This window comes from Rhodococcus sp. A14, assembly GCF_011603105.1.
Classification (GTDB): domain Bacteria; phylum Actinomycetota; class Actinomycetes; order Mycobacteriales; family Mycobacteriaceae; genus Rhodococcus_F; species Rhodococcus_F opacus.
The window spans coordinates 22258-43513 of the sequence record NZ_JAAOQS010000019.1 but is presented as its reverse complement, the minus strand read 5'-3'; the positions used below and the strand labels follow the sequence as shown (position 1 = coordinate 43513).

Annotated in this window: 15 protein-coding genes, 1 pseudogene and 1 riboswitch; of the genes and pseudogenes, 7 read left to right on the top strand and 9 right to left on the bottom strand. The window is 68.3% G+C overall.

Annotated features, from left to right (window positions below; translation table 11 throughout):
* Positions 1 to 24: 24 nt before the first annotated feature.
* Together lpdA and lipA are read right to left on the bottom strand one after the other, a co-directional pair.
* Complete coding sequence (gene lpdA, locus G9373_RS13070) at positions 25 to 1398, bottom strand: dihydrolipoyl dehydrogenase (protein WP_167115409.1); 1374 nt, start codon at positions 1396 to 1398, stop codon at positions 25 to 27.
* Between the two features lie 34 nt (positions 1399 to 1432).
* On the bottom strand, positions 1433 to 2380 hold the full coding sequence (gene lipA / locus G9373_RS13065; protein WP_167115407.1) for a lipoyl synthase: 948 nt from the start codon (positions 2378 to 2380) through the stop codon (positions 1433 to 1435).
* Between the two features lie 285 nt (positions 2381 to 2665).
* Positions 2666 to 2757: riboswitch (glycine riboswitch) on the top strand.
* 164 nt (positions 2758 to 2921) lie between these two features.
* Between lipA and gcvP the strand changes: the two genes are divergently transcribed.
* Genes gcvP through gcvH form a run of 3 tightly spaced genes read left to right on the top strand, consistent with a single transcriptional unit; the run spans position 2922 to position 7388 of the window.
* The gene (gene gcvP, locus G9373_RS13060) at positions 2922 to 5834 is read left to right on the top strand and encodes an aminomethyl-transferring glycine dehydrogenase (RefSeq protein WP_167115405.1); all 2913 of its coding nucleotides are present in this window, start codon (positions 2922 to 2924) and stop codon (positions 5832 to 5834) included.
* Positions 5831 to 6946, top strand: a complete 1116-nt coding sequence (gene gcvT, locus G9373_RS13055; protein ID WP_167115402.1) for a glycine cleavage system aminomethyltransferase GcvT — start codon at positions 5831 to 5833, stop codon at positions 6944 to 6946. The genes gcvP and gcvT overlap by 4 nt, the downstream gene beginning before the upstream one ends.
* A gap of 37 nt (positions 6947 to 6983) precedes the next feature.
* Entirely contained in the window at positions 6984 to 7388 is a 405-nt protein-coding gene (gcvH, locus tag G9373_RS13050; protein WP_005256602.1) for a glycine cleavage system protein GcvH, read from the top strand.
* Between the two features lie 11 nt (positions 7389 to 7399).
* Here gcvH and G9373_RS13045 read toward each other — a convergent pair whose 3' ends face one another.
* Positions 7400 to 8650, bottom strand: a complete 1251-nt coding sequence (locus tag G9373_RS13045; protein WP_167115399.1) for an IS110 family transposase — start codon at positions 8648 to 8650, stop codon at positions 7400 to 7402.
* Between the two features lie 78 nt (positions 8651 to 8728).
* On the opposite strand from G9373_RS13045, the pseudogene G9373_RS48170 reads away from it, so the two are divergent.
* The 3 genes and pseudogenes from G9373_RS48170 to G9373_RS13035 form a co-directional block, all read left to right on the top strand.
* A pseudogene (locus tag G9373_RS48170) lies at positions 8729 to 8908 on the top strand (hypothetical protein); the annotation flags it as partial.
* Positions 8905 to 10173 (top strand): serine hydroxymethyltransferase, encoded by a 1269-nt coding sequence (glyA, locus tag G9373_RS13040; RefSeq protein WP_167115396.1) that lies wholly within the window; start codon positions 8905 to 8907, stop codon positions 10171 to 10173. The pseudogene G9373_RS48170 and the gene glyA, both read left to right, overlap by 4 nt.
* 99 nt (positions 10174 to 10272) lie before the next feature.
* Positions 10273 to 11655 carry an L-serine ammonia-lyase gene (locus G9373_RS13035; RefSeq protein ID WP_167115393.1) on the top strand — a complete coding sequence of 461 codons (1383 nt, stop codon included), beginning with the start codon at positions 10273 to 10275 and terminating at the stop codon, positions 11653 to 11655.
* Between the two features lie 68 nt (positions 11656 to 11723).
* On the opposite strand, the gene G9373_RS13030 is transcribed toward G9373_RS13035, so the two are convergent.
* The 3 genes from G9373_RS13030 to G9373_RS13020 form a co-directional block, all read right to left on the bottom strand.
* On the bottom strand, positions 11724 to 13232 hold the full coding sequence (locus tag G9373_RS13030; RefSeq protein ID WP_043793979.1) for a carboxyl transferase domain-containing protein: 1509 nt from the start codon (positions 13230 to 13232) through the stop codon (positions 11724 to 11726).
* Positions 13232 to 14428 (bottom strand): CoA transferase, encoded by a 1197-nt coding sequence (locus G9373_RS13025; RefSeq protein ID WP_167115390.1) that lies wholly within the window; start codon positions 14426 to 14428, stop codon positions 13232 to 13234. The genes G9373_RS13030 and G9373_RS13025 overlap by 1 nt, the downstream gene beginning before the upstream one ends.
* A 168-nt stretch (positions 14429 to 14596) precedes the next feature.
* Positions 14597 to 15961: an SLC13 family permease gene (locus G9373_RS13020; RefSeq protein WP_005574625.1), complete on the bottom strand. Its 1365-nt coding sequence runs from the start codon at positions 15959 to 15961 to the stop codon at positions 14597 to 14599.
* A 197-nt stretch (positions 15962 to 16158) separates the two neighbouring features.
* On the opposite strand from G9373_RS13020, the gene G9373_RS13015 reads away from it, so the two are divergent.
* The gene (locus G9373_RS13015) at positions 16159 to 16854 is read left to right on the top strand and encodes a FadR/GntR family transcriptional regulator (protein WP_005574626.1); all 696 of its coding nucleotides are present in this window, start codon (positions 16159 to 16161) and stop codon (positions 16852 to 16854) included.
* Positions 16855 to 16860: 6 nt separating this feature from the next.
* Here the strand turns inward: G9373_RS13015 and G9373_RS13010 are convergent, their stop codons facing one another.
* The 3 genes from G9373_RS13010 to G9373_RS13000 are packed head-to-tail and all read right to left on the bottom strand — an operon-like array spanning position 16861 to position 21118.
* Entirely contained in the window at positions 16861 to 18042 is a 1182-nt protein-coding gene (locus tag G9373_RS13010) for a CoA transferase (RefSeq protein ID WP_167115387.1), read from the bottom strand.
* Positions 18039 to 19754, bottom strand: a complete 1716-nt coding sequence (locus G9373_RS13005) for an acyl-CoA dehydrogenase family protein (RefSeq protein WP_167115384.1) — start codon at positions 19752 to 19754, stop codon at positions 18039 to 18041. Before G9373_RS13005 ends, G9373_RS13010 begins: the two co-directional genes overlap by 4 nt.
* Complete coding sequence (locus G9373_RS13000) at positions 19751 to 21118, bottom strand: MFS transporter (protein WP_167115381.1); 1368 nt, start codon at positions 21116 to 21118, stop codon at positions 19751 to 19753. Before G9373_RS13000 ends, G9373_RS13005 begins: the two co-directional genes overlap by 4 nt.
* Positions 21119 to 21256 lie beyond the last annotated feature (138 nt).

Sequence of the window (21256 nt, the reverse complement as noted above, 5' to 3'; positions counted from 1 at the left end):
CACACTTTGCCACTCACATGGGGGTCAGCCGTGGACGTGGAGTGGTTTGCCGGCCACTGCCATCAGCGCCTCCCCGAGCGCCTCGCCCTGGGTGGGGTGGGCGTGCACGAACTTCGCCGCCTGCGCGGCGTCGACCTCGAAGTTGTAGAGCAGCTGCGCCTCACCGATCAGCTCACCGACTCGGTCGCCGACCATGTGCACGCCGACCACGACCCCGGTCGGCGCCACCACGAGTTTGACCGCCCCCGACGTCTTCAGGATCTGGCTCTTGCCGTTGCCGGCGAGGTCGTAGGTGACGGTCTCGACGTTCTCGCCGAACTTCTCCCGGGCCGCGGTCTCGGTCAACCCGACGGACGCGACCTCGGGGTGGGAGTAGGTGACACGAGGGATGCCGGTCTCGTCGATGACGTCCGGACGGAGCCCGGCGATTTCCTCGGCCACGAAGATGCCCTGTTGGAACCCGCGGTGGGCCAGCTGGAGCCCGGGGACGATGTCGCCGACCGCGAAGACGTTCGGCACCGTGGTGCGCAGTCGATCACTGGTCACCACGAAGCCCTTGTCGAGCATCACTCCGGTCTCCTCGTACCCCATGGACGCGGTGTTGGGTCCGCGCCCCACCGCGACCAGCAGGACGTCGGCGTCGAGTACGTCGCCGGAGCCGAGGGTGACCGACACTGCGTCCTCGTCCTGCGTCACCTCCGTCACCCGCACACCTGTCTTCGCGGTGATCTTGCGGCGACGGAATGCCCGCTCGAGGTACTTGGAGATCGTCTCGTCCTCGTTCGGCACCAGCCGTGGAGTCGCCTCGACGATCGTCACCGACGCACCGAACGACGCCCAGACACTGGCGAATTCGACGCCGATGACGCCACCGCCGAGAATGATCGCCTTCTTCGGGACCGACGGCAACACGAGCGCCTGGTCGCTGGTGACGACCCGGCCACCGATGCCGATGCCGGGCAGCGTTTTCGGCGACGACCCCGTTGCCAGGACGACGGCGCCGCCCGTGATCAACTCGTCGTCGACCTCCACTCCGTTGGGTCCGACCAACCGTCCGCGGCCGTTGACGACGGTGATGCCGTACGAGTCGACGAGGCCCTGCAGTCCCTTGTGCAGTCGGGTGACGATCGTGTTCTGGTAGCTCAGCACCTTCTCTAGGTCGACACCGTCGAACGTGACGTCGATACCGAACTGCGAGGCGGTGCGGGCACTGTCCGCGACCTCGGCGGAGTGCAGCAGCGCCTTCGTCGGGATGCACCCCTGATGCAGACACGTGCCGCCGAGTTCGTTCTCCTCGACGAGGATCACCGAACGGCCCAGTTCGGCCGAGCGGATGGCGGCCGCGTAGCCGCCGGAACCGCCGCCGAGGATGACGACATCTGCAGATCGGTGGGACATGGGAACTCCTTGCTGGAACGGAAGAGGATGGGGTTCAGTGAACTGCGGTCGCGGCGACGGCCTCCGCGTGGAGGCGGCCGGCCCGATAGGAGGAGCGCACGAGCGGACCCGACAGGACGCCGAGGAAGCCGATCTCGCGGGCGATCCCGTCGAGCATGACGAACTCGTCCGGCGTCGCCCAACGTGCCACCGGATGGTGCCGGGCCGACGGCCGCAGATACTGCGTGATGGTGATCAACTGGCAGCCGGCGGTGTGCAGGTCCCGGAGGGCATGGATCACCTCGTCGGTGGTCTCCCCCATCCCGAGGATCAGGTTCGACTTGGTGATCAGGCCGTCCTCCCGAGCCCGCGTGATCACCTCGAGGGACCGCTCGTACGTGAAGGCAGGGCGGATACGACGGAAGATCCGGGGAACGGTCTCCACATTGTGTGCGAGTACTTCCGGGCGGGTGTCGAACACCTCGCGTAGTTGCGCGGCGTCGGCATTGAAATCGGGGATCAGCAGTTCGACGCCGGTGCCCGGGCACAGTTCGTGAATCTGCCGGACCGTCTCGGCGTACAGCCAGGCGCCGCCGTCCGGCAGATCGTCACGGGCCACGCCGGTGACGGTGGCGTACCGCAGGCCCATGGTCTGCACCGACTCCGCGACCCTCCTGGGTTCGTCCCGATCGAGTGCGGCGGGGCGGCCTGTGTCGATCTGGCAGAAGTCGCACCGCCGGGTGCACTGGCTTCCGCCGATGAGGAACGTCGCCTCACGGTCCTCCCAGCATTCGAAGATGTTGGGACATCCCGCTTCTTGACACACGGTGTGCAGGTTCTCACGGTCGACGAGGGCGGCGAGGTCCCGGTATTCGGGGCCCGTCCGCATCTGCACCTTCATCCACGACGGTTTGCGTTCGACCGGGGTCTGAGCGTTGCGGACTTCGAGGCGGAGCAGTCGGCGGCCATCCGCAGCGACGTGGGGTGACTCAGGCGCAGTCATGTGAGGAACTCCTAGTACCGGTCGAAACCGGTCGGTATGCGACGTCCGTGCCGGGCGGTGGACAGCGCGGCACCGGGGAAGGGTGAGCGGGGAGAGCGAGCACACATCGACAACCGTTGCGGCTGCGGGCATCTGGGCTCTCATCTCTCGGCGTGTGCGGTCACGTCCGAGCGAAGATGCATCGAGGATGCCAAATGACGAGGACTTTTGGCAAGACCGTCGGTCCGAGGAGACAAACCCGCGGCGTCTGTGTACTGTTTGGCCAATCACAACTGAAGACGCCGTTGACGCGCAGCGGGAGAACCTCCGTTTCGGAGGCGCCGTAGGAGCAACTTCCTCCCCGGGAATCTCTCAGGCCCCAGTACCGCAGCGCAGAGGCAACTCTGGAGAAAGAATCGGCCGTATGGCCGGAACTTACCGAAGGTGAAGAGCACGCCGCAGTTGCGGTGCGCCCAAACTCTCAGGTTTCAGGACAGAGCGGGGAGGTGCCCCCTTGTCGAAGTCCGGTGCGGTCCGGACTCAACGAAACCGGAGTCACCTCGTGCCAGCAGAACCCCGCACCGCCGCCCCCGGCGTGCCCCTCAACAGCGACTTTCCGTCCCGCCACATCGGTCCTGACGCCTCCTCGTCGCGGCGGATGCTCGACGCCCTCGGTTACGACGCCCTCGCGAACCTGATCGACAGCGCGGTGCCGGACCAGATCCGCAGCTCACAGCCCTTGAATCTGCCCGCGGCAAAGTCCGAGCAGCAGGTGCTCGCCGACCTTCGGGCACTGTCGGAGCGCAACGAGACCCGCGTCCAGATGATCGGTCTCGGATACTCCGACACCATCACGCCCGCGGTGTTGCGACGGAACATGCTCGAGTCCCCCGCCTGGTACACCGCCTACACCCCGTACCAGCCGGAGATCTCCCAGGGCCGGCTGGAGGCGCTGCTGACGTTCCAGACCGTCATCGAGGATCTCACCGCCCTGCCCCTGGCCGGCGCCTCGCTGCTCGACGAGGCCACCGCCGTGATGGAGGCGGTGCTGCTGATGCGGCGCGCGAACAAGTCGAAGTCCGCCACCAACCGCGTCGTCCTCGACGCGGACTCCCTGCCGCAGACACTGGCCGTCGTCCGGGGACGAGCGAAGGCGGTGGGAATCGAGGTGGTGGTCGCGGAACTGTCCGGGGAACTGCCGGACGGTGACATGTTCGGGGTGGTCTTCCAGGCGCCCGGTGCGAGCGGCGCGGTGCGCGACCTCGCTCCGATGATCGCCGCGGCGAAGGCGCGCGGCGCGCTGACCACGGTCGCGGCGGACCTGCTGTCGCTGACGATCCTGACGCCGCCCGGCGAGCAGGGTGCCGACATCGCGGTCGGGTCGGCGCAGCGATTCGGTGTGCCGCTGTTCTTCGGCGGACCGCACGCCGGCTACATGGCCGTGCGCGGCGGACTCGAGCGCTTGCTGCCCGGCCGCCTCGTCGGAGTGTCCGTCGACGTCGACGGGAAGACGGCCTACCGGCTGGCACTGCAGACCCGCGAACAGCACATCCGGCGTGACAAGGCGACCAGCAACATCTGCACGGCGCAGGCACTGCTCGCCAATGTCGCCGCGATGTACGCCGCCTACCACGGACCGGAAGGGTTGCGCGCCATCGCGAACCGGGTGCACGCCCACGCGACGACCATCGCCGGAACCCTGCGCGCCGCCGGTCACACGATCGTGCACGACAGCTTCTTCGACACGGTTCTCGTGCGGGTCCCGGCGGGCGCCGGGGCGATCGTGGAGTCGGCCGATCGGGACGGCATCAACCTCCGTCTCGTCGACGCCGATCACGTCGCGATCGCCTGCGACGAGTGCACCACCGACGACATCGTCCGGCGGGTGGTCGCCGTGTTCGGTGCGCAGCCGACGACCGTCGCGGTGCCCGAACTGCCGTCGGCACTCGCCAGGACGTCGAACTACCTGCAGCACGCCATGTTCCACGATCACCGCTCGGAAACCGCGATGCTCCGCTTCCTGCGCACGCTGTCCGACAAGGACCTCGCCCTCGACCGCACCATGATCCCGCTCGGATCGTGCACGATGAAACTCAACTCCGCTGTCGAGATGGAACCCATCAGCTGGCCCGGGTTCGCGTCCATCCACCCGTACGCACCGGTCGCGCAGACGGCCGGCTACCTCGAGCTCGTCGCCGACCTGGAGCGGTGGCTCGGCGAGATCACCGGCTACGACCGGGTGTCGTTGCAGCCCAACGCCGGATCCCAGGGCGAGCTGGCCGGGCTGCTCGCGATCCACGGCTATCACGAATCCCGCGGCGACTTCGGACGCAACGTCTGCCTCATCCCCCAGTCCGCGCATGGCACGAACGCCGCATCCGCGGTTCTCGCGGGCATGAAGGTCGTAGTCGTCGCGACCGCGGAGAACGGCAACATCGACTTGGGCGACCTGCGCGCGAAGATCGCGGCGCACGAGGGCACGGTGGCCGCGATCATGTTGACCTACCCGTCCACGCACGGCGTGTACGAGAACGACGTGCGGACGGTCTGCGATCTGGTGCACGAGGCCGGCGGCCAGGTGTACGTCGACGGCGCCAACCTCAACGCTCTCGTCGGTCTCGCGCAGCCCGGCAAGTTCGGCGGCGACGTCTCACACCTGAACCTGCACAAGACGTTCTGCATCCCGCACGGCGGCGGCGGTCCCGGCGTCGGGCCGGTCGCGGTGCGCAAGCACCTGGCGCCGTTCCTGCCCGGCAACCCGCTGGGCGGCGATCAGCTCGGCACTCCGGTGTCGGCGGCGAATTACGGGTCCGCCGGGATCCTGCCCATCACCTGGGCGTACATCGCACTGATGGGACCCGACGGGCTGACGAGCGCCACCGAGACCGCGGTGCTCGCCGCCAATTACGTCGCCAGGTCACTGGATCGGCACTTCCCGGTCCTGTACACGGGGCCGTCCGGTCTGGTGGCGCACGAGTGCATCCTCGACCTCCGCCCGGTCACCAAGGCGACCGGCGTCACCGCCGAGGATGTCGCGAAGCGATTGATCGACTACGGCTTCCACGCGCCCACCCTGTCGTTCCCCGTCAACGGCACGCTCATGGTGGAACCGACCGAGTCCGAGGATCTGGCCGAACTCGACCGCTTCATCGAGGCGATGAGTTCGATCCGCCGCGAGATCGACCTGATCGGTGACGGTGTGTGGCCGCTCGAACGCAGCCCGCTGCGTCAGGCCCCGCACACCGCCGAACAGGTGACCGCGGACGAGTGGAATCTGCCCTACCCGCGCCACCTCGCCGCCTACCCCGTCGCGTCGCTTCGCGCCGCCAAGTACTGGCCCCCGGTGCGTCGCATCGACGGCGTCCACGGCGACCGCAACCTCGTCTGCTCGTGCCCCGCGCCCGAGGCCTTCGAGAACCCCACCGACATCGACGCTTCGGCCATCGCCGAGACCCCCGAGGAGGCCTTCGCATGACCCTCACCACCACGCCCGCGTCCCCGCTGCTCGGCGAGCACGGCGCGCTGGAAGCCCATTTCACCGACTTCGCGGGCTGGCAAATGCCGCTGAAGTACGACAGCGAACTCGCCGAGCACCACGCCGTCCGCAAGACCGCCGGACTGTTCGACCTCTCGCACATGGGCGAGATCGCGGTCACCGGACCCGAATCCGGAGCTGTCTTGGATTACGCTCTGGCCGGCGAACTCTCGAGGATCGGCGTCGGCCGGGCCAAGTACTCCCTCCTGTGCAACGCGGCCGGCGGGGTCATCGACGATCTGGTCGTCTACCGTCTCGCCAACGAGCATTTCCTCGTGGTGGCCAATGCGGCCAACGCGCCGACGGTGCACCGCGAACTGGCGGCACGCGTCCGGGGCTTCTCCGCGAACGTCGACGATCAGTCCTCGGAGACCGCGCTGATCGCGGTGCAGGGACCGGCCGCCCAGGACGTCATGCAGTCCCTCGTTCCCGACAAACAGGTCGAGACGGTGGCGGAGTTGAAGTACTACGCGGTCACGCGCGCGGTGGTCGCCGGCATCGACGTCCTCCTCGCCCGCACCGGGTACACCGGGGAGGACGGCTTCGAGCTGTACGTGCCGAACGAGCTGTCCGTGCCGTTGTGGCGCGCATTGCTCGACGCCACCACGGCCCGCGGCGGCGTCCCCGCCGGCCTCGCGTGCCGCGACACCCTCCGACTCGAGGCCGGAATGGCGCTGTACGGCCAAGAACTGACCCTCGGCACGAATCCGTACGAGGCCGGGCTCGGCAAGGTGGTCCGGCTGAACAAGGAGTTCGTCGGCCGCGATGCCCTGCAGACGTTGTCGGAGCAGGCCCCGCAGCGGGTGCTCGTCGGCCTCGCCGGAAGCGGGCGCCGGGCGGCCCGCGCCGAGTACACCGTGTTGGACGCGGCCGGCGAGTCGGCGGTCGGCATCATCACGTCCGGGGCGTTGTCTCCGACGCTCGGGCATCCGATCGCGCTCGCGTTCGTGGACGTCGCGTTCCGCGAACCCGGCACCGAACTCACCGTGGACATCCGCGGCAAGAAGGAGCCGTTCGTGGTCACGCCGTCGCCGTTCTACCGCCGCTCCTGAGCCGTTCCCACCCACTTCAGCCCCGAAAGGGTCACACATGTCTTCGCACGCCTTCCCTGACGACCGCAGCTACACCGACGACCACGAGTGGGTCCTGATCGAGCCGGGCGCCACGCTCCCCGACGAACCGGTCCGCGTCGGCATCACGTCGGTCGCCGTCAACTCGCTCGGCGAACTCGTCTTCGTCGACCTGCCGGAGGTCGGTGCGACCATCGTCGCCGGCGAATCGTGCGGCGAGGTCGAGTCGACCAAGACCGTGTCCGAGCTGTATCCGCCGGTGAGCGGCCGGGTCACCCTGATCAACACCGCCGCAGTCGACGACCCCGGCCTGGTCACTTCCGACCCCTACGGCGAGGGCTGGCTGTTCGCCGTCCAGCCGTCCGCCGCCGGCGAGCTCCTCACCGCGGCCGAGTACGCCGCGAAGAACGGGGTGCAGGCATGAGTTGCCCTGTGTCAAGCCGCCGGTTGTTGGTGGGCGATCAGTCGTTGGAGGGCGCCGTGTTTGTCCGGTTCGTAGGCGAGGTTGTCCTGCCAGCAGTGCCAGATGACGAACAGCCAGGCGCGGGCGAGGATGCGGACGGCATGGGGGTGGTCGTGTCCGCGGGCGACGGCTCGGCGGTAGAGGTCGGCGGCCCAGAGGTTCGAGTGGCGGGAGTCGCCCGCGAAGTCGGTGACGGCATCGCGGAGTTGTTTGTCTGTGGCCCAACGGAATCCGACGCTTCTGGCCTTGCCGGACTGGCGTGTGGAGGGGGCGACGCCGGCGAGGCAGGCCAGCGACTCGGGGGTTGGGAATCGTGCCCGGCAGTCGCCGATCTCGGCGAGCAGCCGGGCGGCACGGACGGTGCCGGAGCGGGGCAGGCTGGTGAAGATATGGGCGTCGGCGTGCCCGGCGAGTTGCTCGCCGATCTGTTCGGTGAGCAACTTGATCTGTTCGACGAGGGTGCGCAGGGCGGCGAGCAAGGCGCGGGTGATGTGGGCGTGCGCGGATCCGTCGTCACCGACGGCGCCGCGGGGTGCGGCGGTCAGGCGGGCGTGCAGGACCGCGGGGTCGGTGCGGCCGCTGTAGCTGACGCCGGAGAGCCACGTGGCCAGGCGCTTGGGGGTGAGCCAGTCGGCCCGGTCCTGACAGTCGAAGCGGGTCAGGAACATCAGGCTGATCGGGGAGTCGAGATCGGCGAACAGGCCGACCGCGCCGGGGAAGACGTTGCGCAGGTGCGCCCGCAGCTGGTTGGCGAGGGCGACGCGGTGGGCGACGAGGTCCTTGCGGGCCCGGCAGACGCGGCGCAGCGCGACGGTGGCCGGGTGGTCGGGGGTCAACGGCGCCAGTCGGGCGCGGTCGGTGCGCAGGGTGTCGGCGAGGACGAAGGCGTCGAAGCGGTCGTCCTTGTTGCCGGCCGATCCGTAGCGGCCGCGCAGGTTCTTGACCTGGTTGGGGCTGATCACCACCACGGTGATCCCGGCGCCGAGCAGGGTGTCGATCACCGGTCCGTCCGGGCGTTCGATCGCGACCTCGCAGACGCCGGTGCGGGCGAGGACTGTGAGCAGTTCGCGCAGCCCGGCGGCGCTGTGTTCGACGGTGCAGCGGTGGACCTCACGGCCGCGGGCATCGACGACGGACACGTCGTGATCGTCGCGGGCCCAGTCGATGCCGCAGGTCAGGGCGTTGGGTGGTTCATCGGGAAGGGTGTTTCTGGCAGACTTCATGTCAGCCTCCTCGCTGCTAGACCCAGTGGGGAGGCACCCTCGTGCGGTGCCGGGACGCGGCAGCCGGTTCGCTCACTGTTCGGCGCTCGGTGGCGCTCAGCCCTGTCGACGGTCGGCGCGGCCCGGGCGACCGCCGGGTCCTGCAGAACTCATGCCGGACATCGATCGTGTCAAGCGAGCAGGGCAGTGACCCGGCGGCACCTCGGGTGCATCGGCAGTCCATCTGAAACCACCGACACAAGGATGGTGCACCAGTGAGCGTCCTGAACCGCGACCTCGCGGATTTCGACCCGGACGTCGCCGCACTCATCGGCAAGGAACTCGAGCGTCAGCGCACCGGCCTCGAGATGATCGCGTCGGAGAACCACGCACCGCTTTCGGTGATGCAGGCGCAGGGTTCCGTGCTGACCAACAAGTACGCCGAGGGGTACCCCGGACGCCGCTACTACGGCGGCTGCGAGCACGTCGACTCCATCGAGCAGCTCGCCATCGACCGCGTCAAGGCCCTCTTCGCCACCGAATACGCCAACGTGCAACCGCATTCGGGCGCCACCGCGAACGCGTCGGTGATGCATGCGCTGATCGAACCGGGTGACACGATCCTCGGACTGTCCCTCGCGGACGGCGGCCACCTCACGCACGGCATGCGCCTCAACTTCTCCGGCAAGCTCTACAACGTCGCCGCGTACGGGGTGTCCGAGCAGGACTACCTCATCGACATGGACGAGGTGGCGAAGGCGGCACGCGAGCACCGGCCGCAACTGATCATCGCCGGCTGGTCGGCCTACCCCCGGCACCTGGACTTCGCCCGCTTCCGGGAGATCGCCGACGAAGTCGGCGCGTACCTGATGGTCGACATGGCCCACTTCGCAGGCCTGGTCGCCACCGGGTTCCACCCGTCCCCCGTCCCGCACGCGCACGTCGTCACGTCGACGACGCACAAGACGCTGGGCGGACCCCGCGGCGGCATCATCCTGACCAACGACGCGGCCATCGCGAAGAAGATCAACTCCGCGGTGTTCCCCGGCCAGCAGGGCGGCCCATTGGAACACGTGATCGCGGGCAAGGCAACGGCATTCAAGATGGCGGCCGAACCCGAATTCGCGGAGCGTCAGGAGCGCTGCCTGGACGGTGCGAAGGTACTCGCCGAACGGCTCAGCCGACCCGACGTCAAGGAAGCCGGAATCAGCGTCCTCACCGGCGGCACGGACGTGCACCTCGTCCTCGTCGACCTGCGGGATGCCGCCATCGACGGGCAGCAGGCCGAGGATCGCCTCGACGCGATCGGAATCACCGTCAACCGCAACGCCGTCCCGTTCGATCCACGGCCGCCGATGGTGACGTCCGGTCTGCGCATCGGCACACCGGCACTCGCCGCCCGCGGCTTCGGCAGGGACGACTTCGTGTCGGTCGCCGACCTGATCGCCCAGGCCCTCGTCGCGCCCGCCGACGCGGACACGTCCGGGTTGGCCGCCCAGGTCCGGGCGCTCGCGGACAAGCACCCCCTCTATCCGGGTCTGTAAGTCGGTGACAATGTTTCCCGCCTCGACCCTTCCATCCGCTCCTCACTCCGTTCCTCGCTGTGCTGCGGTACTCGTTGCGATGCTCCGGAAGGACCTCGCATGACGATCAGTGTGTTCGACCTGTTCTCGGTCGGTATCGGACCGTCGAGTTCGCATACCGTCGGCCCGATGCGGGCGGCGGGCACGTTCGTCGACGACCTCGACACACTCGGCGTTCTCGGGGACGTCGCCGGTGTCCGTGTCGATCTGTACGGATCGCTCGCGGCCACCGGCGCCGGCCACGGCACGATGTCGGCGATCCTCCTCGGTCTCGAGGGGTACCGACCGGAGACCATCGCCACCGAGGAGATGGAGACGCGGCTCGCAGCGGTGCGGGCGAGTCGGCGGATCCGCCTCGGCGGGACGGTCGACATTCCGCTCGCCGAGGACGAGATGGTGTTGCACCCGTTGACGGTTCTGGACTTTCACCCCAACGGCATGACCCTCACCGCGACTAGCGTCACCGGTCGTGAACTGCACGCGCAGACGTACTATTCGATCGGCGGCGGATTCGTCGTCACCGACACCGAACCGGAGGTGTCCGTCGCCGCCGGCGCGAATTCGCTGTCGTTCGGGTCCGCGCGTGAACTGCTCGCCCTCAGCGAGCACTACGGTCTCACGATCAGCGAGGTCATGCTCGAGCACGAACGCGCCCTCCGGCCCGAGCCGGAGGTCCGGGCGCGGCTCCTGCACATCCGCGACGTGATGGTCGAGTGTCAGCGACGCGGAATCGGCCGGGACGGGTATCTGCCCGGAAGTCTGCGGGTGCGCCGACGCGCCCGCGGCTGGTACGAGCGGCTGAACGTGGAGGATCCCGGTCGTGATCCCGCGTTCGCCGAGGACTGGGTGAACCTGGTGGCGCTCGCCGTCAACGAGGAGAACGCGTCCGGTGGACGGATCGTCACCGCCCCCACCAACGGCGCGGCCGGCATCATCCCGGCGGTCCTGCACTACACGCTGCACTACACCCCCGCCGGGAAGGCCGACCCGAACGGAACAACGGTGCGATTCCTGTTGGCGGCCGGCGCAATCGGATCCCTGTACAAGGAACGGGCCTCGATCTCCGGGGCCGAGGTGGGCTGTCAGGGCGAGGTGGGTTCCGCGGCGTCCATGGCCGCTGCCGGGCTCGCCGAGATCCTCGGCGGCAGCCCGGAGCAGGTGGAGAACTCGGCGGAGATCGCGATGGAACACAGTCTCGGTCTGACGTGTGATCCCATCGGCGGCCTGGTGCAGATTCCGTGCATCGAGCGCAACGCCATCTCGGCGGGCAAGGCGATCAACGCCGCCCGGATGGCGCTGCGCGGCGACGGCACGCACCGAGTCAGTCTGGATCAGGTGATCGAGACGATGCGGGCCACCGGCGCCGACATGAGCTCGAAGTACAAGGAGACGTCCACCGGCGGTCTCGCCGTGAACGTGTCGGTGAATCTCGTCGAATGCTGACGCAAGTCCTCGAGGACCAGTGAATGGACGCGGCGCCGGGGATCCGATCGGGATCCCCGGCGCCGCGGTCATGCGTGTGCGGGCTGCAACAGACCGATCCGGTCGAATCGCTCCGCACGGTCGGAGAGTCGCTGGGTGGTGTCTGCCGCATCGAGGAGCGACAGCTCGCGGTGGAGCACCGCACCCACCCGGGTGCAGAACGCCGTGGATTCTTCTGCCGCATCGGGGAATTCGGGGATCACCTCGTCCACGATGCCGGTCGCAAGGAGATCGGACGACCGGATTCCCTGGCGGGCGGCCATGTCCGGCGCGTGCGCGATGTCGTGGTGCAGGATCGCGCTCGCACCTTCGGGTGGCAGGGGCGACAGCCAGCCGTGCTGGGCCGCGAGCACCCGATCGGCCGGGATCAACGCGAGCGCGCCGCCACCGGTGCCCTGCCCGAGCAGCAGAGAGATGGTGGGGACGTCGAGCGAGACCATGTCGGCGATGCAGCGGGCGATCTCACCGGCCAGACCGCCTTCCTCCGCCTCCTTCGACAATGCCGCGCCCGCGGTGTCGATGACCGTCACCAACGGCAGGTTCAGTTCCGCCGCCAGCCGCATTCCCCGGCGGGCCTCCCGCAGCGCGCCCGGGCCGAGCGGCGACCGCGTGGTCTGCCCTCGACGGTCCTGTCCGAGTAGGACGCACGGCATGTCACCGAACCGGACGAGAGCGAGGATCAAACCCGGATCGACCTCACCCTGACCGGTTCCGTTGAGCGGAAGAACATCCGACGCGGAGTGGAACATCACCTCACGCACACCCGGCCGGTCCTCGCGGCGCGAGGCGACCACCGAATCCCAGGCGGGGACGTCCGGCAGACTCTCGTGCACGGGGGCGTCCGCGAGCGACGGCCGGCCACCACGGCCGGAGGTGATGATGCGCAGCGCGCGGTCGACGATCTCGGCGAGTTGGTCCGGCGGCCGCACCGCGTCGATGAGTCCGTGCGCGTGGAGGTTCTCGGCGGTCTGGACGCCCGCCGGGAACGGCGACTCGTACAGCGCCTCGAACACGCGCGGTCCGAGGAAGCCGACGAGCGCTCCCGGTTCAGCGATGGTGACGTGCCCCAGCGACCCCCAGGATGCGAAGACACCGCCGGTCGTGGGGCTCCGCAGGTAGACGAGATACGGCAGGTGCGCCTCCTTGTGCTTGATCACCGCCGCCGTGATTTTGACCATCTGCAGGAACGCGGTCGTTCCCTCCTGCATTCGCGTGCCACCCGACGTGGGCAGGGCGAGCAGCGGAAGGCGTTCGCGCGTGGCGCGCCGGATCCCGGCGACCAGACGCTCGCCTGCGGCAACGCCGATGGAGCCGCCCAGAAAGCCGAATTCGCAGACGAGGATTGCCGTTCGGCGGCCGCGGATGGTGGCCACCCCGGTCAGCACCGCCTCGTCGAGGCCGGTCTTCTCCTGTGCGCGAAGAAGTTCGTCGGCGTACTCGGAGTCCGCCGCGACCTGGATCGGAGGCGTGTCCCACGATTCCCAGGTGCCGGCGTCGACCACGAGGTCGAGCAGTTCGGGAGCGGTCAGGCGAGCCATCAGCTGCACTCTTTCAGCCACGACAACACGGTGTCGTTGTCCGCGCCGAGCACCGGCGGTGCGGTGTGCCGGGTCTCGGTCACCTCGGTGCCGTCCGGTTCGAAGAACCGCAGGGGCGGGCCGGGCAGCGTGATGTTGCCGAGTGTGCGGTGGTCGACGTCGACGAGCAGTCCCTGCGACTTGGTCTGCTCCCATTCGTAGACTTCGGAGATCGTCCGGACGCGTCCGGCGGGCACCCCGATGCGGTCGAGTTCGATGAGAAGTTCGTCGCTGGTGTACGCGCCGAACGCATCCTCGACCAGTTCCAGGACCTGCTTGTGGTTCTCGACGCGTTCGGGATTCGTGGCCATTCCGGGGGTGTCCGGATCGAGGTGGAAGCCCGCGCAGAACCGCTTCCACAGTCCTTCGCTGCCGACGGAGATCTGGACGGCGCCGTCGGCGGTGCGGAACAGCCCGTAGGGCGAGATCGAGGGATGGTGGTTGCCCTGCGCCTCGCCGACCTCGCCGGCGACGGTCCACTTCGTCCCCTGGAAGGCGTGCACGCCGACGACGCTGGCCAGCAACGACGTTCGCACGACGCGGCCCCGTCCGGTGCGCTCACGTTCCTGCAGGGCGGCGACGACGCCGAACGCCCCGTACATGCCGGCGAGCAGGTCCGCGATGGGCACTCCGACGCGCTGGACGTCGTCGGGATTGGGGCCGGTCAGCGACATCAGCCCGGCCTCGCCCTGCGCGATCTGGTCGTACCCCGCGCGTCCGCCTTCGGGTCCGTCGTGACCGAATCCGCTGATGGACAGGACGACCAGGCGCGGGTTCAGCTCCGCGAGCCGTTCGGTGGTGAATCCCAGGCGGTCGAGGACGCCGGTGCGGAAGTTCTCCATGAGGACGTCGGCGCGCCGGACGAGGGATTCGAGGGTGGCCCGTCCGTCGTCGGCCTTGAGGTCGAGGGTGATCGACTTCTTGTTCCGATTCGCGGACAGGAAGTACGTCGATTCCCGCTCTGCGTCCGCCGGCTCCACGAAGGGCGGCCCCCATCCGCGGGTGTCGTCGCCGCGGTGCGGGGTCTCGATCTTGATGACGTCGGCGCCGAGGTCGCCGAGCATCATCGCGGCGTGGGGGCCCGCAAGTGCGCGGGTCAGATCGACGACGACCACTCCTTGCAGCGGACCTGTGCGCTCCATCGTGTTCGTGGACATGTGAAACCACCCGTTACTTCCTGGCGAGAGCCGCGAGAGCTGGACTGTTGGTGCAGTGACCTAGTGGACTAGCCAATTAAATGAAACATTTGATCCGACCGATGTCAAGAGGTTGAGAATCGACGCAAGGACGCGGGGAGGCGGGCCGGGTCGCCTCCCCGCCGACCGTCAGAGCCAGCCGGGCACCACGAGAATCGCCCAGGCCACGAGTGGCCCGATGGCGACGACGAGGGCGCTGTACTTCAGGATCTGCTTGTAGAAGCGGTCTCGATCGACATTCTGTGCGTTCGCGAGGACCAGCGCTCCGTTGGTCGAGAACGGACTGACGTCCACGATGGTCGAGGAGATGGCGAGCGCGACGATGACTCCCACCGCGCCCACCTCACCGGCGAGGAGGAACGGGACGGCGAGCGGAATGGTCGCTCCCAGAATCGCCGTGGACGACGCGAACGCCGAGACGATGGCCCCGATGTAGCAGAGCAGCAGGGCGACGAGAAGCGGCATCCCCAGGCTCGCGACCGCGTTTCCGACGTACTCGACGGTGCCCGCCTCCTGCAGGACCCCCACGAAGGTGAGCACGCCGCCGATGAGCAGAACCGTCGACCAGCTGATCTGCGCGATCGCACCCTTCTGCGCCTTCGGCGAGGCGAGCGCCAGGATGACGGCCACCGTCATCGAGATGAATCCCACGTCCAGGTCGAGGATCAGCGAGAACACGGCGAGCGCGGCGAGACCGACCAGAGTGAGGGCCTGATCGAATGTGACTCCGGAGCGTGCGGGTGCGCCCGCGAGGGTCGCTGTCGGGCGCACCTTGGTCGCGGTGGCCCCTCCCGATCCCGAGTCGCCTCCGGTCGCGGGCACTCCTCCGCCCGACCCACCGGCGCCGCTTCCTCCCGTGTCCCCGGCGGCGTCGTCGTGCACGCTGCGCCCGATCAGGTCCCGTCCGCCCAGGAAGACGAATAGCAGTACCCCGATAGCGGCGTTGAACAGGAGGCTTCCGAGGAACAGAGTGAGCGGGCTGTTGGTCAATCCCGCCTTGGACGCGATGTCGTTGACCGTGACGCCGTAGATGCTGATCGGCGAGAACCCGCCTGCCTGCGCCCCGTGGACGACCATCATGCCCATCAGGAGGGCGTTGATCTTGTAGCGGGCGGCGAAGCCGAGAGCGATCGGCGCGACGATCGCGACGGCGGCGGGGCCGAGCGCGCCGATAGCGGTGAGTACCGCCGTGATCCCGAACATCACCCAGGGGATCAGCGCGACACGTCCGCGGACCAGCCGGACCGCCCCGCGGACCATGAGGTCGACGGTCCCGTTGTTCTGGGCGATCGCGAAGAGGTAAGTGATGCCGACCAGCGTCAGGAACAGGCTGCTGGGGAATCCGGCGATGATGTCGTCGCTGCTCATGTGCAGTGACAGGGTTCCGACGAAGAAGGCGGCAACGAAGCCGAGAGCGCCCATGTTCACGGGCAGCACGGTCGCCGCCAGGAACATGACAGCGAGCGCAAGTATGGGAATCAACTCGGTCGACATGAAAAGTCTCCGGTTCTGTGGCAGTGGCAACTGGTCTCGACCGCCGCCCGCGAGCAAATTGACTCAGTGGCAGATTGGCCTAGCCACTTCATAAAAGCAGTGTCATGGATCACTGTCAATAGGAACTATGGGTGCGGTTACATGCCTGTGCGAGATACCGTGGAGTAGTTTCAGTGGAATGGAGAGTGGGTGGCCCAGTGGCTGAGCAACTGCGTCCGGTAGCACGACCGCGGCTGTACGAGGTGATCGTCGAACAGCTCTGCGCCCATATCGCCGACCACGAGATGACGCCGGGCGACCGCCTCCCCGCCGAGCGTGAACTCGCCGCTCAACTGGGCGTGAGTCGCGCTTCGCTGAGTCAGGCGCTCGTCGCCCTCGAGGTGCAGGGTGTGGTGTCGGTGCGGCACGGGGACGGTGCCGTGCTCGTCCGCCGCCCCATCGAGGAACGAGCGGTCAAGGCGCTCCGGGAACACGCCGACCGTCTCCCCGAGGTGATCGAGGCCCGCGAGGCACTCGAGGTCAAACTTGCCGGGCTCGCCGCCGAGCGCCGGACCGACGCGGAAATGGTGGCGATCGATTCCGCCCTCGCGACGATGGAAGCCGAGATCGCCGCGGGAGATCGCGGCGTCGTCGGCGACGAGCAGTTCCACGAGGCCATCACTGTCGCAGCGCACTCGTCACTGCTGGCCAAGCTGATGCACGAGATTTCCGGGCTGATCCGGGAGACCCGGATCGAATCCCTGTCACAAGCCGAACGCCCGCGGGCCTCGCTCGAAGGGCACCGGCGCATTGCGACGGCGATTCGAGACCAGGACTCCGCGGGCGCTTCCCGTGCGATGGCCGATCACATCCGGATGGTGTCCGACGTCGCGCTGCTGCGCGAGGGCGGGTAACCGGGTCTACCCGCCGACCACCGACTGCGGCCGGTGGGCACCGAGGATCGCGTCGGTGTCGGCGCCGAGCACCGGCGGCGCGGACGTAAGATGCGGGCGTTCGCCGGAGAAACTGACCGGGAACGCGATCTGCTGCAGGCTGCCCAGCGTCGGGTGGTCGACCGTGCCGATCATCCCGAGTGCCGCAGTGTGCGGGTCGGCGTAGATCTCGTCGAGATGCCGGATCGGTGACACGGGCACGGCGTGTGCGGTGAGCGTGTCGCACCAGTGCTCCACGGTGCCCGACGCGAAGGCCGTCGACAATTCCCGCTCGAGATCGCCGCGATTCGCCACGCGGTCACGGTTGCGCTCGAATCGCGGGTCGGTTGTCAGGTCTTCGCGTGCGATCGCCGAGCACAGGCTCCCCCACTGGCTGTCGTTGCCCACCGCGACGACGAAGTATCCGTCGCTGGCGGGAAACGCTTGATACGGAGCGAGATTGGGATGACCGGAGCCCAGCGCGCCGGGACGCTCGCCGGTCGCGAAGTAATTGGTCGCCCAGTTCACGTGCAGGGCGAGCTGGCACTCGAACAGCGACGTCGTCACGTACTGCCCTCGGCCGGTCCGCGACCGCTCCACCAGGGCAGCGAGCACGCCGATCAGACCGAAGAGCGCCGCCCCCAGATCCCCCATCGCGAATCCGGCCTTCATCGGCGCCCCGCCCGGCTCACCGGTCAGCGACATCAGTCCGCCTGCGGCCTGCGCGATCATGTCGTAACCCGGTTCGTCGCGCAGCGGACCGTCCTCCCCAAACGCGGAGATGTGCAGCACGACCAGATGCGGGTACCGCTCGGACAGCGTCCGGTAGTCGAAGATCCGCTGCAATCCGCTGCCGGGCTTGAAGTTCTCGACGACGACGTCGGTCTCCTCCAGGATGCGGTGGATGACGTCCTGTCCCTCTTCCGATTTGAGGTCGACGGTCACCGACTTCTTGCCCCGGTTGATCGCGAGGTAGTACGTAGCGTCGGGGCCGACGAACGGCGGACCCCACGACCGTGTCGGGTCGCCGCCGTCGGGGTGTTCGACCTTGGTGACGTCGGCGCCGAGGTCCGCGAGCGACATGGTGGCGTACGGTCCGGCGAGGATCTTGGAGAGGTCCAGCACCCGCACCCCCGCGAGGGGCGCCGGTCCGGTGTGGGTCGTGGTCACAGGAGAACTCCTGTCGCAGAGTCGGATCGGGGTGCGGCGGCCTGCGCGGCCTCCGCGGCGACATCGATGCCGTGGACGACGGCCCCGAGGTGGTCGAGGGCCGCCCCACAGAGGTGCCCGGTGTCGCCGGACAGGTAGGCGTTCGCGACGAGCAGCGACCGGTAGCCGCTGCCCGCGGTGATCGCGAAGTCGGCGAGGTCGTAGAGCAGGGTGGCCATCGCCGCTCGGGCCAGTTCGTTCGCGTAGCGCGCGCACCCGGCCTGCGCGGTGTCGTCGTCTCCGGCGACCAGCAGGTCGCCTTCCGCGACCAGGTCGTCCCAGCGTCGGCGGAGAACGTCGGCGCCGGGGCCACAGTCGGGTCCGAGTCCGGCGAGGACGCCGCGCATCGTGTCCGCCAGCCGGTGATGCGCATCCAGCTTGCGCATGCACCGCAACACGTCCAGGGCGATGACGTTGCTCGAGCCTTCCCAGATCGACCCCAGGTGGGCGTCGCGGATCAGGCGGGCGTGAGCCCATTCCTCGATGTAGCCGTTGCCGCCCCGCACCTCCATGGCCTCGCCGGTGACCACGCGCGCCCGTTTGCAGATGTAATGCTTCGCGAGCGGGGTGAGGACCCGGATCAGGGCACGTGCGGAGTCGTCGCCCGCGTCCGCCGCCTGCAGGCACTGCGCGCTGTACGCCACCAGGGCGAGCGCCGCCTCGGCGTCCAGCGCGAGCGGCAGCAGGGTTGCGCGCATCAGGGGCTGGTCGAACAGGGCCTTGCCGAACACGACCCGCTCCCGGGTGTGGTCGACGGCGTCCCGCACGGCTCGTCGCATCAGCGCGCTCGACCGCATCGCGTTCGACAGCCGCGACGTGTTCACCATCTCGGCCATCTGCCGGAACCCGCGGTCGAGTTCGCCCACCTGAAGGGCGTACGCACCGGTCAGCGACACCTCGCCGCTGGGCATCGAGCGGGTGCCGAGCTTGTCCTTCAGCCTGTCGATCGTGTAGCTGTTCCGCTCGCCGTTCGCCAAAACCTTGGGCACCATGAACATTCCGACGCCGCGGGTGGACTGGTCGTCGCCGCCGGGGAACCGGGCCAGGGTCACGATGACGTCGGCGTCGGGATTGGACGCGAACCACTTCTTCCCGGTCAGCCGCCACGCGTCGCCGTCACGCTCGGCCCGGGTCTCCGTGCGGGCGATGTCGGTGCCGGCCTGCGGTTCGGTCATGAACATCGCGCCGGTCATCGCGCCGTCGGGGTCCGTCGAGGTCAGTGCGTCGATCCACGGTCCGAACACGTCCGGGTCGCCGAACATGCGCAGCGTGCGGGCGGCGGCATCCGTCATCGACACCGGACACGCCAACCCGAACTCGGCCTGCACGAAGACGTACGACGCGAGGTACTTCACCAGGTGCGGCGGGACGTCGTCCCAGCCGTGCAGGCCGCCGCGGTGCGACAGTGCCGACAGTCCGTATTCGCTGTATGCGGCTCGGCACAGTTCCTGGTAGGAGGGGTGGTAGGCGATCCGGTCGATGCGTTCGCCGTCACGGTCGAACTGCTGCAGCACCGGCGGATTCTTGTCGGCGGTGGCGGCGAGGGCGTCGAGTCGCCCGCCGGCGTCGGCGCCCAGCCGGTCGAGCAGGGTGTTCAGCTTGTCGCGGTCGGACGGTGCGGTCCACCGGTCGACGACGGCGCGCAGGGCGGGATCGGTGTGAGCGAAATTCATGAGTGAGCAACATCTTTCCGGGTCGAGGACTGTTCGGGACGGGACTCGGCGGCGGTCCTGCCCGACCGGGCTTTCCCGCGGCGGAGCAGCAGGGTCATGCAGGCGAGCGAGAGCACGACGTAGCCGAGTCCGAGGGCGACGACCGGCCAGATCGAGTCGGTGTGGGTGAGCAGGAACTGGCAGAGCATCGGAGCTGTTCCGGCGAAGATTGCCGTCGACAGCTGATACGACAGCGAGATCCCGGTGTAGCGGACGTTGGTCGGGAAGACCTGGGCGAGGATGCCGGCGAGCGCGGCGTAGTACATCGCGTGCGGTGCGGTGGCCAGCACCATGCCGAGCATGGCCAGGGGCACCGATCCGGTCTGCACGAGGAGGAACATCAACGGCAGCAACACGAGTTCGGGCAGCAGCATCCACCGGATCGCCCGCGACGGATCGATTTTCGTGGCCAGCACGGCGCCGAACGGCTGCACGAGTACCTGTGCGACGAGCGCGATCGTGATGACGAGTAGGAAGTCCCCGCGGTCGAATCCGAGGTCGGCGGTGGCCCAGGCGAGTGCGAACGTGGTCTTCACGTAGGTGATGGCGACACCCGCGACCACGGCACCGACGCCGAGGACGAGTTCGGCCGGGTGCGAGCGCAGCACCTCCACGAGTGGCATCCGGGTGCGCTCCTGGGCGACGACGGCCTTCTTCATCTCCGGTGTCTCCGAGATCCGCAGCCGGATGTACAGTGCGACGACGACGAGCGCGGCGGACGCGAGGAACGGCAGACGCCAGCCCCAGGACTCGAACACGCTGTCCGACAACAATGTCAGCGCCAGGAACGCCAGGGTCGCGAGCAGATTGCCGACGGGCGATCCCTGCTGCGCGAACGCGCCGTACAGCACCTTCTTGTTCGGCGGCGCGAATTCGGTGGCGATGAGCACGGCGCCACCCCACTCACCGCCCATCGCGATGCCCTGGACCACGCGGAGCGCGACGAGGAGGATCGGCGCCCAGATTCCGATCTGCGAGTAGGTGGGGAGACAGCCGACGCCGACCGTTCCGATCCCCATCAGGATCAGCGTGATGATCACGGCGTTCTTGCGGCCGAACTTGTCGCCGAAGTGACCGAACACGATCCCGCCGAGCGGGCGGGCCACGAAGCCGATCGCGAACGTCGCGAAGGCGGCGAGGGTGCCCACCGCGGGCGAGGCGTCGGGGAAGAACAGCCTGCCCAGTACCAGCGCGGAGGCGGTGCCGTAGATGTAGAAGTCGAACCACTCGATGGTGGTGCCGACGAACGCGGTGACACCGGCCTTGCGGGCCTGCCGGGTGCTGTATTCGGGTGGTGCCGCGTCGCGGCCGGGAATCGGGTTCACGGTTCTCCCTGACTTTCGTGCTCTTGGGCGTCACACCGAGGTAGGGGTGGTGTGCATCACTATGGCCGGGATTCCGTGTAGAGTCCAAGACTTAATTCAGCTTGTTTAGGTGATTCAGACACATAGTTCCGAGGAGGG

Bases quoted from the DNA above. Each gene is read 5' to 3' on its own strand.
- lpdA (WP_167115409.1), bottom strand. From the start codon at position 1,398: ATGTCCCACCGATCTGCAGATGTCGTCATCCTCGGCGGCGGTTCCGGC.
- lipA (WP_167115407.1), bottom strand. From the start codon at position 2,380: ATGACTGCGCCTGAGTCACCCCACGTCGCTGCGGATGGCCGCCGACTG.
- gcvT (WP_167115402.1), top strand. From the start codon at position 5,831: ATGACCCTCACCACCACGCCCGCGTCCCCGCTGCTCGGCGAGCACGGC.
- gcvH (WP_005256602.1), top strand. From the start codon at position 6,984: ATGTCTTCGCACGCCTTCCCTGACGACCGCAGCTACACCGACGACCAC.
- G9373_RS13045 (WP_167115399.1), bottom strand. From the start codon at position 8,650: ATGAAGTCTGCCAGAAACACCCTTCCCGATGAACCACCCAACGCCCTG.
- G9373_RS13035 (WP_167115393.1), top strand. From the start codon at position 10,273: ATGACGATCAGTGTGTTCGACCTGTTCTCGGTCGGTATCGGACCGTCG.
- G9373_RS13030 (WP_043793979.1), bottom strand. From the start codon at position 13,232: ATGGCTCGCCTGACCGCTCCCGAACTGCTCGACCTCGTGGTCGACGCC.
- G9373_RS13025 (WP_167115390.1), bottom strand. From the start codon at position 14,428: ATGTCCACGAACACGATGGAGCGCACAGGTCCGCTGCAAGGAGTGGTC.
- G9373_RS13020 (WP_005574625.1), bottom strand. From the start codon at position 15,961: ATGTCGACCGAGTTGATTCCCATACTTGCGCTCGCTGTCATGTTCCTG.
- G9373_RS13005 (WP_167115384.1), bottom strand. From the start codon at position 19,754: ATGAATTTCGCTCACACCGATCCCGCCCTGCGCGCCGTCGTCGACCGG.